Here is a 13,730-nt window from a genome sequence, read left to right on the forward strand (position 1 = left end):
GGGCAGGGCTCATAGCAATTAGTTCGCTTATCTATTTGACTGTGATATGATTGTAGTAGATAAAAAGGAGCTGATAATTATGAAAACATCAACAAAAGTAACGATTGGATTAAGTGTCGTAGCAGCAGCAAGTGTGGCAACAGCTGTAGTTGTTTCTGGCAAAGTGATCGAAAAAATCCATCATCTAAGTAACCGCACAAAAGTAAAAAAATTCGTGTATGACAAATTTGATGGGAATGAAAAGTTATTAGATGTCGTCGACCATTTATCAGATAGCGATTTAGATTCATTGATGGGCATGCTAGCAAAGATTAAATCTGGCAAAAAGAAAATTTCTGTCTACGGTGACTCTATCAAAGACTCAACAGAAGATGCAAAAGGTCGTCTGATGTCACTTGTTGAGAAAATGATCTAAAAACGATTCTCTTTGAATTGATCGAAAAAAGGAACAAGCAAGGCGATGTTTATTGCTGCTTGTTCCTTTTTTATATGTGTAACAAAAGGAGATAACAAAAGAGTAAGTCATCTGCTTTTTTTAAATTGAAGCCTGTTTGTTCGTCAAACTTTTCGATCCGATATTGGAGAGTGTTTCGATGCATGAAAAGTTGTTTAGCCGCTGAACTGATATTCCCGAAATTTTTCCACAGTTCGATAATGATGTCTTCCATTTTAAAACTACGGATTATTTCTTGATATTCATTTGTTAGCTGACTGGATGTAACTAATTCTTTTGTATAATAATATAAGGCAATTTCTTGTATGGAAGTCGTTTGGTCGGCTACTTGTATGTGTGTTCGTTTATTCAGGAAAATTTTTCGTTCTTCATTGAACATAGCGGTTAGATTTTGTCCAGCTGAATGGAATGAACCGACAAAGGCTTGTGTCGTCATATCAAAATCGACATCAAGAGATAAAAAGATGCCTTTAAGATCTGCCGTACTCAAATAATTGGCATGCTTTCTTTCGATGATCAACGCATCTGTCTCTGTGTAAAGAAAAAAATCAAGAGCTTCGGGAAATAATCCGGAAATTGTTTCTCGCCATTCTTTTTGTAAGAAATCTGATCTCTTTTCAAAATGTAACTGAATGATTCGGCAGCTTTCTTCACATACATATACCTTTTCCTCAAATAAATATTGATACCAAGGATGGCTGTCTAAGGTGTTTGTTTTCTGGAATAACGCTTTCAAAAGTTTTTCTTCTTGAACGGACAAGGAACTTTTATCGATCCACAAGAAGTAATCTTCTACAACCAGTGAAAGAATTCGATCATCAGAAGAAGGAGAATTCTTTTTTTGTGCATTTGGGTATAATCCAAGTAACTTTTCTGTGTTCATTTACTTCACCTCATCCCCTAGTTTACCATAGGACATGGCGATAAGGAAAAACTCTTTGTACTTCATTAAAAAGCCAGTTATACTATGTTTGATAGAGAAGATAAGTAAATCTAAAAAAGGTAGGAGTACAAGTGGAAGAAACAGAACAACAGCGAATAAAAGAAGAATGGATGCGTGTGGCTATTGAAGAAGCCAAAAAAGCAGAAGCGTTAGTAGAAGTACCAATCGGCGCCATCGTGGTTCACCAAGGACAGATTATTGGGCGTGGACACAATTTGAGGGAAACAACACAAAATGCAACAACACATGCTGAGATGATTGCGATCCAAGAAGCATGCAAGGCCATCGGAAGTTGGCGTTTAGAAGAAACACAATTATATGTCACGTTAGAACCGTGTCCAATGTGTAGCGGTGCCATGATTCTTTCTCGCGTAAAAGAAGTTTACTTTGGTGCCTATGATCCAAAAGGAGGAACCGCAGGGACATTGATGAATTTACTTGAGGATGAACGTTTCAACCATCAGGCCGAGGTGGAGGGCGGGATATTAGAAGAAGAATGTGGTGAACTTTTATCTGTGTTTTTTAGAAATTTGCGAGCAAAGAAAAAGAAATTAAAAAAGGACTAGCCAAGGATAACAAAATGCGGTATACTATTCCTTGCCGAAAGGCTAGGACAATGGTGGGCTTGTGAAGCGTGTCAGATCCGGAAGGAAGCAGCACTAAGCAGGTGCCGCCATGTGTCTGATTGATTGGATTTATTAAGCCTAAAGGGCTTTTTTTATTAGAGGCAAGTTTAAGGTATTTAGATTTTGTAAAAAAGTCTAAGTACCTTTTTTTGTGCAAAAACTTTCCATGTGAACAAAGGGGAACCCTATGGTATGATGAAAAAAAGTGAGGTGGAACTAACAGTGGAAGAAATCGTTCTTTTACACACGAATGACTTACATTCTCATCTTGAAAACTGGCCACGGATCAGAAGATTCCTTGAGCAAAAAAAGCGTGAAAATGAGAAAAAAAATAATACGACAACTCTCACGGTCGATCTTGGGGATTTCGTTGATCGTTGGCATCCTTTGTCAGAAGCAACGAATGGCCATGCCAATGTTGAACTAATGAATCAAATCGGCTATGATGCAGCAACTATAGGGAATAATGAAGGTGTAGGTAATTCCAAGAATGAGTTGAATCATTTATATGATCACGCGAATTTTGATGTGCTACTGAGCAACTTATTCGATAAAAATACTTTGCAACCACCAGTATGGACAAAGCCATATAAAATCATCGAAACAAAGCAACGAACAAAAGTTGGGTTAATTGCTTTTACTGCACCATTTCCTTTGACGTATAATCCAAATGGCTGGGATATCCGTCAGCCTTATGATCTGTTGCCAGAGTTAGTTGAGCAATTACGTCCACAGGTAGACGTAATTGTTTTAATGAGTCATTTAGGCATTCAAGATGATTTACAGATTGCAAAAGAAATCCCTGCAATCGATGTGATTTTAGGATCACATACCCATCATCTTTTTATTGATGGGAAAGTCGTGAATGAGGTACAATTAGCCGCTGCCGGAAAATTTGGGCAATATGTAGGGGAAGTACATCTTTCATTGGAAAATAAAAAAATCGTCGGACACTACGCTAAAGCGATTCCGACAGATACAATGACTGCATTCGTAGAGGATGAGAAAGAAATCGCCGGTTATCTTGAACAAGGACATCGTCTTTTAGCTCAAAAGAAAGTGGCAGATCTACCATTTGACTTATCACTTGATTTATTTGATGAACATTCCTTTATCCAGATCGCTTTAGAAGCGGTAAAAGAAAGAGGGAACACAGAAGCATCGTTTCTGAATAGTGGTCTTTTTTTGAATAGCGTACCTAAGGGGCTGGTTGACCAAGATCAACTCCATAGTGCACTGCCACATCCGATGCATTTGATCAACGTCACGCTGAAAGGGTCAGATATGATTCGCTTAGTGTTGGAAATCGAAAAAAGTCGCCTTTTTTTACGGAATTTTCCTATCAGGGGAATGGGGTTTCGTGGTCAGATATTCGGTGAGATTTTCTATAGTGGGATCACGTATGATGCGGTCAATCGAGAAGTTTTGTGGCAAAAACAACCAATCGAAGAGGAAAAGAATTATACCGTTACTACGGTCGACCATCTGATGTTTGTTCCTTTTTTCCCAACCATCGAAATTGTTGGACAGGTCGATTTTTTATTTCCCGAATTTATTCGTACAGTAGTGGGAGACTACTTAAATGCTCACTACCCAACCAATGAAAAAGAAGGTATAATAGAGAAATAGGTGGTGAAAGCATGTCGACGAAACAAAATAAACAACACAACAGTGACAAAAAAGAGAGTCAAGAAACGGTCGATCGCTCACAAGAACAAACAGTGACCGAAGAAGTGACGGCAGTTTTAGAAGAAATAATCGAGGAAACGAAGCCAGAGAAAGTCAAAGGAGAAATCGTCACATTGACAGATGAAACGAATCTTTTGATTGGTGATAGACCTTATCGTATCGTAACGGATTACCGGGAAGGTTTCAATGCTGAGAAGCTTGGTGAGAGATATAGCGAAGTGCTTTCCAGATACGATTACATCGTAGGTGACTGGGGTTACGAACAGCTACGTTTGAAAGGCTTTTTTGATGCCACGAATCGACGTGCTCACCCAGATCAGCGAATTGATGCATTAGAAGACTATTTATACGAATATTGTAATTTTGGCTGTGCATATTTTGTCATTGAACGCATTGGTGGAAAAAAAGAAAAAAATACCCAACGACGTAAAAAGAAAAAAAATCCGAATCGCAACAATCAAGCGCATATCGATGAAAAAAAAGCGCCCGTTGAATCGGTACGCAAACAACCTGTGATCAAAAATCGTAAACCAGCAACTACTAAGGCAACACCGAAGGGAACTGAAAAAACATCAGAACGCCCAACAAAATCAACTTCTAAAAAGAATTTTACTATTAGACAAAGGGAAGAATGATCCTATGAATTATAAAGGCTATTTGATCGATTTAGACGGAACGATCTATCGTGGAACGGAGCCGATACCGGCAGGAAAACGATTCGTCGAACAGTTACAGGAAAATGGGACGCCCTTTTTATTTGTAACCAACAATACGACAAAAACACCGGGAACAGTGGCACAACGTTTAGCCACTGAGTTTGATATCCATGTCTCACCAGAAACGATCTATACAGCATCTCTAGCGACCATTGATTTCATGAAATCAGACGCTAAAGGAAATAAAGTGTATGTGATCGGTGAAGCTGGCTTGACAGATTTGATCTTGGAGGCAGGGTTTGTATGGGAAGAAGAACATCCTGATTATGTCGTAGTAGGTTTAGATAATCACTTGACTTACGAAAAAGTGGTGACCGCAACCTTAGCGATCCAAAAGGGAGCAACGTTCATCGGTACAAATCCTGATAAAAATATCCCTACAGAAAGAGGATTATTACCTGGAGCTGGCTCGGTTGTTTCTTTTGTAGAGACAGCGACACAAACTACACCAGTCTATATTGGTAAGCCAGAAGCAATCATTATGGATAAAGCAGTGGAACTTTTAGGATTGAACAAAGAAGAAGTCATCATGGTAGGGGACAATTATGAAACTGACATCCAAGCAGGGATTCGTAATGGTATCGACACACTGCTTGTGTTATCAGGTTTTACCAAAGAAGAAGACATTCCAGATCTACCAACACCATCTACCTTCGTTTTGCAATCGTTAGATGAATGGAGTTTCTAAAACAATGAAAAATAAACGATGGCAATGGGTGGAATATGCGGGGATGGTTAGTTTGTTCCTGACGTTGCTCACTTTAGCAATTGCAATAACGATCAATTTCCGCCCACTATATGTGTTTGATATTGGGCATCTAGGTATCTTGGATTACACTACCGTAGATCAGCCAACATTACTCCAAAATTATGATCAACTGATGAGGTATCTGAATAATCCTTTTGAGCAAGTGTTGGCACTTCCCGACTTTCCAATGTCAGCGAGTGGCTTACATCATTTTTATGAAGTCAAGTTATTATTCATGCTCAATTATGCGGTGTTGTTACTTACATTGATCCCAAGTGGCTTGTTCCTTCGCCAGTTGAAAAGAAATCAGCGTTTGTGGCGGCTAATCCGCCCATTCCAAATCGGCATGATCCTACCATTTGTTTTTGGCTTTTTTATGTTGATTGGTTTTGATCATTTTTTTATTCTTTTTCACGAAACATTTTTCAATAATGATGACTGGTTGTTTGATCCTCAAACTGATCCAATCATCAATGTGTTACCTGAGCAATACTTCATGCATTGTTTCATTCTGTTTTTTGTGCTTATCGAATTATTTTTCGCTTTGATGGTTCTTGTTGGCAAAAGAGAATTGAAAAAGGGGAACAATTAAACAATCACTTTCGTGTAGCGCGTTGATTGCTTTTTCGGATATAGCAAAAAATCATCCATAAAAATCCTTTTGCGATTTTTATGGATGATTTTTTATTTTTATTTGATTATTGTGTCAAACGGCTCCGTTTTTCCGGTTCTTGGTGGGCCAAGCGGCTTGCGGCAGAGGCAGCAATTGCTCCCACGATATCATCTAAAAATGTATGGACATTTTTGCCATCGTGACTATTTAACTTTTTCAAGATCCCAGGTTTTACTTTATCGATATAGCCATAATTGGTAAAACCAATCGTTCCATAAACATTGACGATCGACAAGGCTAAAATTTCATCTATTCCGTATAATCCTTCATCATCTTCAATGATATGCTGAAGAGGGCTCATCAATTGTTTTTGTTCTGCCAAGATATCTAATTGGATGCCAGTAATGATCGCGTTATGGACTTCACGCTTTGTCAAGACTGCGTTAATACTTTCCGCACAATCCTCCAAGCTTAAATCTGAGATATAGTCTTTTTGTAAAAACATGACTAATTCAGCGATATCCTCAATTGTTACGCCACGTTCTTTTAGGAGATCTCGCGCTTTTTCTTCTAAGGTTTCTGTTTTTATGACCATTTTTGATTCCTCCGTCTCTTCTTTCTATCTATAATGGTAACGTAGTACGTACAAAAAGCAAGAATCATTTCTTTTATAAAAAAGCAGCTAAGTTATTTTGGTCCAAATGTTTTATCGTAAAGGCTTGTACTATGACCAGGCTGCGTACGTTCTTTTGGATTGATGAAATGTAACGCGTTATTGACAGCAGTCGGTGCCTCTCCAAATCCCGTGGCAATCAATTTCACTTTTCCTTCATAGCTACAAATGTCGCCAGCAGCATACACACCAGGAATTGAAGTTGACATATCAGAGTGGACGGTGATCGCATTTCTGGAACTTTCAAGTCCCCAAGAAGATAAATGCTCTAAATTAGAAGTGAACCCATAATTGACGATCAATGAGTCAACCATGAGATCAATCGTTTCATCCGTCTTAGCTTTTTTTAGACGAATGTCTGACAACTCTCCATTTAAACCAGATAAACGCTCAATCAAATAAGGTGTTAATACATTTACAGAGGATTGATTCAACTGATTGACGCTATGTTCATGAGCCCTAAATGCCTCTCGACGATGAATCAAATAAACTTCACTCGCAATAGGTTCAAGCATCAGTGCCCAGTCGATTGCTGAATCCCCACCACCAGCAATGGCAACTTTCTTTCCTGCATATTTCATCAAGTCGTTCACGAAATAATCTAACCCATGGTTTTCGTATCGGTCAGCATGTTCTAAATTCAGCTTTCTTGGTTGGAAAGAACCACTTCCTAGCGTCAGGATCACAGCTTTTGAATAATGGATACCTTTCGTAGTAGTGATCTCGATGATCTCATCTTCTCTGGAAAGTGAGAGAACTTCTTCATTTAAATGAAATGTATGATTAAAAGTGGTCAATTGTTTCTTTAAATTATTAACAAGATCAACCGCTTTGATTGCTGGATAACCAGGAATGTCATAAATATATTTTTCAGGGTATAAGGTAGTTAACTGTCCACCAAGTTGAGGCAAACTATCAATAATATTGGTTTTCGCTTGGCGCATACCAGCATAAAAAGCTGCAAACATGCCAACCGGCCCTGCACCAATAATTGTAATATCGTAAATTTCCATTTGAAATTCCTCCCTTGGTGACACTATAACAGAATTTAATTGAGAATTCTTCTCAAATAGTTTAATTATGGAACGAGCAGTCACTAAAATATAAGGAGTGATCTAACATATAGTTTATTTACTTTCAATATTAGCTAAAAAGAGTTATTTTACTAGTACGAAGTGTTTGAATCTAAGAGGTAGAATTTTATGATTAAAAGAATAACAAGCAATGCAAAAGAAGACGGAGTATTGACGCTGTCTTTTCTTTTAGCAATAGGTACCATGTTCATCATCCCGCCAAACTTCAATTATTTTTCTTATATCGATTTTCACACATTGATTCTTCTTTTTTGTTTGATGTTGATTGTAGAAGGGATACGGCAACAACAGTTTTTCGATTATCTAGGCAATTATTTGATCACCCAGACAAAAAATACGAGAGGGATTATTTTGATTTTAGTGTTTCTCACGTTTATCAGTAGTATGCTGATTACGAATGATGTGGCACTGATCATTTTTGTACCATTTGGTCTATTGATAGTAGAAAGAATCGGCATGCGAACATTGATTCCTCTCGTCATAACTTTGATGACGATTGCGAGTAATCTAGGAAGTATGTTCACTCCGATCGGTAATCCACAAAATCTTTATTTATTCGCACAATCACACTTACAACTGTTCGAATTTTTACAGTTGATGCTTCCCTATACACTGGCTGCTGCCATATTATTGGTGGTGTTGATCTATGGGAGAATCAAGAATAATACCATCGATTTGGCGAATACAGAAGAGATAATGTTAAAGCGAAAACAACTCATTTTTTATTTTGGTCTATTTTTAATATGTCTTCTAGCTGTAAGTGGCATCATCCCTCATTATGTCGTATTAGTCTTAGTGAGTGTCAGTATCCTAGGCAATGATCGCCGACTCTTTAAACATATCGATTACTCCTTATTATTTACGTTTGTTTTTCTTTTTATATTCATCGGGAATATCAAACAAGTAGATGTTGTCCGAGCCTTTTTTGAAAAAAGTGTGGCGCATCATGAAGTCAGTGCAAGCATTTTTGCAAGTCAATTGATTAGTAATGTTCCTGCGGCGCTCCTGTTATCAAGTTATACAGAAAATATCAAGGGTTTGATCATTGGGACGAACTTGGGAGGATTAGGGACATTGATTGCTTCAATGGCAAGTTTGATCTCTTACAAATTAGTCATCAAGCAATATCCGGAATGGAGAAAAAAGTATTTATTCGTCTTTGCATTCTACAACATCGTTTTTTTGATTTTCTTGTGGCTCATCTTTACCGTATATCAATAGAATATGTTATGATTACACAGGAAGACAGAATTTTTTAGGAGGAAGAAAAAATGGCATTTCCACAACTTGATCTTATGAATGAGAAGGGGCCTAAAGCTCTTATAAAAACGAACCGCGGAGATATTACAGTAAAACTATTTCCTGAGTTAGCACCTAAAACAGTCCAAAACTTTGTTGAATTAGCAAAAAAAGGGTACTATGATGGCGTGATTTTTCATCGTGTGATCCCTGATTTCATGATTCAAGGAGGCGACCCAACCGGTACAGGTATGGGAGGCGAAAGCATTTACGGCGAAAGTTTTGAAGATGAGTTCAGCCGCGAATTGTTCAATCTACGTGGCGCACTATCAATGGCTAACTCTGGTCCAAATACAAATGGTAGCCAATTCTTTATCGTCAACAACACAAATGTGCCAGAAAACATGCTTAGTCAATTAGAAGGAGCAGGATTCCCTAAAGAAATCATTGAAGCGTATAAAAATGGGGGAACACCATGGCTTGATTTCCGTCATACAGTGTTTGGCCATGTACTTGAAGGAATGGATACAGTCGATGATATCGCAAATGCGCAACGTGGACCACAAGATCGTCCAGTACATGATGTAGTGATCGAAACGATTGAGATTTCTGAATAAAGTAAAATTTTAAACATACCAAGCTCTTAAAAAACGCCGAACAGCAAAAGCAGAAAATACTTTTGCTGTTCGGTGCTTTTTTGGTTGGGGTGGTAACAAAGTAGGGAAGACTAACATTTTTTGTCCAATGACTTCTTTCGTTTTCTAACTTAAAGCACGTTGGATACGTAAAAGCCCTTCTTTTAATACTGATCTTGGACAAGCGACATTCAAACGCATATGGCAATGACCACTTGGTCCAAAACTGATCCCAGGATTCAAGACGACTCTGCCTTTTTCAATCAACTTCTTTTCAAGTAGTCGGTCATCGTCCGTATAGGCAGAAAAATCAAGCCATATAAGGTACGTTCCTTCTGGCTTCATCACTTTGACATCAGGGAGATGCTTAGTAAAGAAGGTAATGACTTCTTGGACATTTTCTTCCAGATAAACTAATAACTCATTTAACCATTCCTCACCAGTTTCGTAAGCGGCTTGAGTGCCTAAAAGTCCGAAAGTATTGATTCCTTGATGTTGATTTTTTTCTAATTGTTTCGTAAAGCGACTTTTTAAATCATGATCTTTGATGAAAACCATTGAATTTTTTATTGCAGCTAGATTAAATGTCTTAGTTGCTGAAGTGAATGTGATCAATAATCGAGAAAGGGCAGGATCAATTGTTTGAATCGAGGTGAATCCATGTCCGGAAAAGACGATATCTTGATGGATCTCATCACTAAATAAGAAGACGTCGTATGTTAAGCAGAGTTCACTTAACTGTTTGAGCTCTTTTTTAGTCCAAACACGACCACCTGGATTATGCGGGTTACATAGAATCATTGCTTTTATCTTGTTTGAGACGATTTTTTCTTCCATATCTTGAAAGTCCATTTCAAAATGATCGGCTGCTTTATTTAAAGGACTGCGAATCAATTGACGCTCATTATTTTCAACAATTGCACCAAATGGCGGATAAACTGGATCATGAATCAACACTGCATCACCTGGAGCTGTAAATGCTTGAATCGCCAAGGAGAGACTAGCTAAGACTCCACTAGTGAAAAGAATGTGGTCTTTAGTTAGAGTCACATGATGGCGCCTTTCTTCCCAATCAATCACTGATCGGTAGAGACCGTCCGGTACGATCGAATAACCAAAAATGCCTTTTTGCAGATAGTTTTGAAAAGCGGTTGTTACTCCTTGAGGGGCAAGAAAATCCATATCCGCTACCCATAAAGGTAAAAGATCATTCCTATGATAAGTTTGTGAGATGGCATCCCATTTTACGCTATCTGTGTTTAGTCTTGAAACTATTTCATCAAATTGTTCCATCTATAAGACCTCCATATCTAGATGCAAGAACAGAACTTCTTTTTTTTTAATATTTACAGTATAATGATAAATGCGAAGAGAGGGAAGTATATGACTTATAGAATAGGCGAAATAATCAAAGGGAAAATTACTGGAATACAACCATATGGAGCGTTCGTTTCATTAGATGAAGAGACACAAGGGTTGATCCACGTATCAGAAGTGCAATCTGGTTATACGAAGAGTATTCATACATTATTGAAGGTGGGGCAACCGGTGACTGTACAAATCATTGATATTGATGAGTATTCGAATAAAATCAGTCTGTCGTTACGTACCTTAGAAAAGAAAGTACCATCGATCCCATACCGAAGAAAACGATACTTCACTAATAAAAATAAAAAAATCGGGTTTGCAACGATTGAAAAACAGTTACCTATATGGATCAAGGAAGCATTGATCCAATTAGATAAAAAAGAATCAAGGAAATAAAAGTGTATTTTTTCTGAAAATATGCTAAAATTCTCTTGTAAGCCATAAACAAGTTGATCGAGGTGGAAATTTTGGCAAACAAAAGAGTCGCTGGTACAATTATGTTGCATTTGGAGGATGGATCTAAAAAATTTTTAGTTCATTCAAGAGAGAATAAATTAGAGTTCGCATGCGCAGACCACTCAAATGATAAGACTGGTTTAGCAAACATACTTAGTTTCTTAAAAGAAAACGTTCATATTGATGTGAGTAAAATCAACTTGATGGAGTTGACGAATACCCATATCAATCAAGAAAATGTTCCACTTTTTGTTTTTGAAACGGAACAAAAAAATCAACAAGAACAGTTAGGCGAAGGTTATCATTGGGAAGATCCAGGACAAATGCGTACGGTACTAGGGATTTATGAAGTAGATGGTGTACCGATTTTTTAAATTGATTCAAGTACCTCTACCAAAGAGAAATGAATACCGTTCGCAGGTGTATCGTTGACTACTTGAGAATCAACGAATAAAATAGGAGATCATTTTTTGGAACCAAGCAGGACTTTCAGAGAAGTTTGAATATCTTTCAAACTTCTTTTTTTTGTCTATTTTAAAAGAAAAGTAGAAGAGAATGTTCAGGATTCAATTGATTTTTTACCTGTTTTATAAAAAAAGCACTTAAATACATGTATAATCCGAATGATCATAAAATAATTGGAAACCTTGTCTTTTTTTTTTACTTAAAAATAAGTATTGACGCTAGGTGTGTAGCATGGTAAATTAGAAAACGTTGATTCGAAAAAAAGTTCTTTTGAAAATATTCAGAAAAACATCGAAAAAACTATTGACCGCTGGATAAAACCATGTTAACATAACGAAGTTGAATTATTTCAGCGCTTTGTGAGACGCTTGTATGTAAGAATTTAAAGCCAAATAAAGTGTTGACAAATAACATACGACAAGTTATGATAAGTGAGTTGCTAAAACGACCTCGTGAAAAACGAGTTCAAAAAACTTTTAAAAAATAGTTGACAATCATTCGAGAGTTTGCTAAGATATAAAAGTTGCTACGGCAATGACAAACGATAAGTTGAGGCAGTTGTGTTTCAATTGTCACGTAGACCTTTGAAAACTGAACAAAGTAAGACAAACCAAATGTGTAGGGCGTCTTGATTCAATTCAAGACAACGAACATTTTTAACAAGCAAGCAATATGCTAGCAAACAAATTGAGCTTAACAATCGCAAGATTGTTCTAACTTTTATTATGAGAGTTTGATCCTGGCTCAGGACGAACGCTGGCGGCGTGCCTAATACATGCAAGTCGAACGCTTCTTTTCCCACCGGAGCTTGCTCCACCGGGAAAAGAGGAGTGGCGAACGGGTGAGTAACACGTGGGTAACCTGCCCATCAGAAGGGGATAACACTTGGAAACAGGTGCTAATACCGTATAACAATCGAAACCGCATGGTTTCGTTTTGAAAGGCGCTTTACGGTGCCGCTGATGGATGGACCCGCGGTGCATTAGCTAGTTGGTGAGGTAACGGCTCACCAAGGCCACGATGCATAGCCGACCTGAGAGGGTGATCGGCCACATTGGGACTGAGACACGGCCCAAACTCCTACGGGAGGCAGCAGTAGGGAATCTTCGGCAATGGACGAAAGTCTGACCGAGCAACGCCGCGTGAGTGAAGAAGGTTTTCGGATCGTAAAACTCTGTTGTTAGAGAAGAACAAGGGTGAGAGTAACTGTTCACCCCTTGACGGTATCTAACCAGAAAGCCACGGCTAACTACGTGCCAGCAGCCGCGGTAATACGTAGGTGGCAAGCGTTGTCCGGATTTATTGGGCGTAAAGCGAGCGCAGGCGGTTTCTTAAGTCTGATGTGAAAGCCCCCGGCTCAACCGGGGAGGGTCATTGGAAACTGGGAGACTTGAGTGCAGAAGAGGAGAGTGGAATTCCATGTGTAGCGGTGAAATGCGTAGATATATGGAGGAACACCAGTGGCGAAGGCGGCTCTCTGGTCTGTAACTGACGCTGAGGCTCGAAAGCGTGGGGAGCAAACAGGATTAGATACCCTGGTAGTCCACGCCGTAAACGATGAGTGCTAAGTGTTGGAGGGTTTCCGCCCTTCAGTGCTGCAGCTAACGCATTAAGCACTCCGCCTGGGGAGTACGACCGCAAGGTTGAAACTCAAAGGAATTGACGGGGGCCCGCACAAGCGGTGGAGCATGTGGTTTAATTCGAAGCAACGCGAAGAACCTTACCAGGTCTTGACATCCTTTGACCACTCTAGAGATAGAGCTTCCCCTTCGGGGGCAAAGTGACAGGTGGTGCATGGTTGTCGTCAGCTCGTGTCGTGAGATGTTGGGTTAAGTCCCGCAACGAGCGCAACCCTTATTGTTAGTTGCCATCATTTAGTTGGGCACTCTAGCAAGACTGCCGGTGACAAACCGGAGGAAGGTGGGGATGACGTCAAATCATCATGCCCCTTATGACCTGGGCTACACACGTGCTACAATGGGAAGTACAACGAGTCGCGAAGTCGCGAGGC

Annotated in this window: 14 protein-coding genes, 1 rRNA gene and 1 other RNA gene (1 of these 16 only partly in view); 12 read left to right on the top strand and 4 right to left on the bottom strand. The window is 38.9% G+C overall.

All coding sequences use genetic code 11. The features are described from left to right. Positions 1 to 79 precede the first annotated feature (79 nt). Positions 80 to 415 carry a hypothetical protein gene (locus IGK01_RS03350; protein WP_010736106.1) on the top strand — a complete coding sequence of 112 codons (336 nt, stop codon included), beginning with the start codon at positions 80 to 82 and terminating at the stop codon, positions 413 to 415. Positions 416 to 485: 70 nt separating this feature from the next. Here IGK01_RS03350 and IGK01_RS03355 read toward each other — a convergent pair whose 3' ends face one another. Next, on the bottom strand, positions 486 to 1,337 hold the full coding sequence (locus IGK01_RS03355; protein ID WP_023519241.1) for a helix-turn-helix domain-containing protein: 852 nt from the start codon (positions 1,335 to 1,337) through the stop codon (positions 486 to 488). 131 nt (positions 1,338 to 1,468) lie between these two features. Here IGK01_RS03355 and tadA point away from each other — a divergent pair, with 131 nt between their 5' ends. The 6 genes from tadA to IGK01_RS03385 all read left to right on the top strand — a co-directional run bounded on the left by tadA (position 1,469) and on the right by IGK01_RS03385 (position 5,768). Further along, positions 1,469 to 1,963 carry a tRNA adenosine(34) deaminase TadA gene (gene tadA, locus IGK01_RS03360; RefSeq protein WP_023519242.1) on the top strand — a complete coding sequence of 165 codons (495 nt, stop codon included), beginning with the start codon at positions 1,469 to 1,471 and terminating at the stop codon, positions 1,961 to 1,963. 40 nt (positions 1,964 to 2,003) lie between these two features. After that, positions 2,004 to 2,088: signal recognition particle sRNA small type (ffs, locus tag IGK01_RS03365), an RNA gene on the top strand. 157 nt (positions 2,089 to 2,245) lie between these two features. Then, a complete protein-coding gene (locus IGK01_RS03370; RefSeq protein WP_041684386.1) occupies positions 2,246 to 3,652 on the top strand; it encodes a bifunctional metallophosphatase/5'-nucleotidase in 1,407 nt (468 codons plus the stop codon). Between the two features lie 11 nt (positions 3,653 to 3,663). Continuing rightward, complete coding sequence (locus tag IGK01_RS03375; RefSeq protein WP_019723195.1) at positions 3,664 to 4,347, top strand: YutD family protein; 684 nt, start codon at positions 3,664 to 3,666, stop codon at positions 4,345 to 4,347. Between the two features lie 4 nt (positions 4,348 to 4,351). Further along, positions 4,352 to 5,116, top strand: a complete 765-nt coding sequence (locus tag IGK01_RS03380; protein WP_349521327.1) for a TIGR01457 family HAD-type hydrolase — start codon at positions 4,352 to 4,354, stop codon at positions 5,114 to 5,116. Positions 5,117 to 5,120: 4 nt separating this feature from the next. Next, positions 5,121 to 5,768: a TIGR01906 family membrane protein gene (locus IGK01_RS03385; RefSeq protein ID WP_224434572.1), complete on the top strand. Its 648-nt coding sequence runs from the start codon at positions 5,121 to 5,123 to the stop codon at positions 5,766 to 5,768. A gap of 106 nt (positions 5,769 to 5,874) precedes the next feature. Here the strand turns inward: IGK01_RS03385 and IGK01_RS03390 are convergent, their stop codons facing one another. Continuing rightward, positions 5,875 to 6,384: a phosphatidylglycerophosphatase A family protein gene (locus tag IGK01_RS03390; protein ID WP_010736099.1), complete on the bottom strand. Its 510-nt coding sequence runs from the start codon at positions 6,382 to 6,384 to the stop codon at positions 5,875 to 5,877. 92 nt (positions 6,385 to 6,476) lie between these two features. Beyond that, the gene (locus IGK01_RS03395; protein WP_023519245.1) at positions 6,477 to 7,475 is read right to left on the bottom strand and encodes an NAD(P)/FAD-dependent oxidoreductase; all 999 of its coding nucleotides are present in this window, start codon (positions 7,473 to 7,475) and stop codon (positions 6,477 to 6,479) included. Between the two features lie 189 nt (positions 7,476 to 7,664). Here IGK01_RS03395 and IGK01_RS03400 point away from each other — a divergent pair, with 189 nt between their 5' ends. Then, entirely contained in the window at positions 7,665 to 8,777 is a 1,113-nt protein-coding gene (locus IGK01_RS03400) for an SLC13 family permease (protein WP_349521330.1), read from the top strand. Between the two features lie 50 nt (positions 8,778 to 8,827). Next, on the top strand, positions 8,828 to 9,412 hold the full coding sequence (locus IGK01_RS03405; RefSeq protein WP_010736096.1) for a peptidylprolyl isomerase: 585 nt from the start codon (positions 8,828 to 8,830) through the stop codon (positions 9,410 to 9,412). A 144-nt stretch (positions 9,413 to 9,556) separates the two neighbouring features. On the opposite strand, the gene IGK01_RS03410 is transcribed toward IGK01_RS03405, so the two are convergent. Then, positions 9,557 to 10,723, bottom strand: a complete 1,167-nt coding sequence (locus IGK01_RS03410; protein WP_010736095.1) for a MalY/PatB family protein — start codon at positions 10,721 to 10,723, stop codon at positions 9,557 to 9,559. A gap of 90 nt (positions 10,724 to 10,813) precedes the next feature. Between IGK01_RS03410 and IGK01_RS03415 the strand changes: the two genes are divergently transcribed. The 3 genes from IGK01_RS03415 to IGK01_RS03425 form a co-directional block, all read left to right on the top strand. Next, complete coding sequence (locus tag IGK01_RS03415; RefSeq protein WP_019724010.1) at positions 10,814 to 11,194, top strand: CvfD/Ygs/GSP13 family RNA-binding post-transcriptional regulator; 381 nt, start codon at positions 10,814 to 10,816, stop codon at positions 11,192 to 11,194. Positions 11,195 to 11,265: 71 nt separating this feature from the next. Next, a complete protein-coding gene (locus IGK01_RS03420; protein WP_010736093.1) occupies positions 11,266 to 11,628 on the top strand; it encodes a hypothetical protein in 363 nt (120 codons plus the stop codon). Positions 11,629 to 12,440: 812 nt separating this feature from the next. Next, positions 12,441 to 13,730, top strand: a 16S ribosomal RNA gene (locus IGK01_RS03425) (it continues 271 nt past the right edge of the window).

It is taken from the genome of Enterococcus sp. AZ080, assembly GCF_051714945.1.
Lineage (GTDB): Bacteria > Bacillota > Bacilli > Lactobacillales > Enterococcaceae > Enterococcus_B > Enterococcus_B pernyi.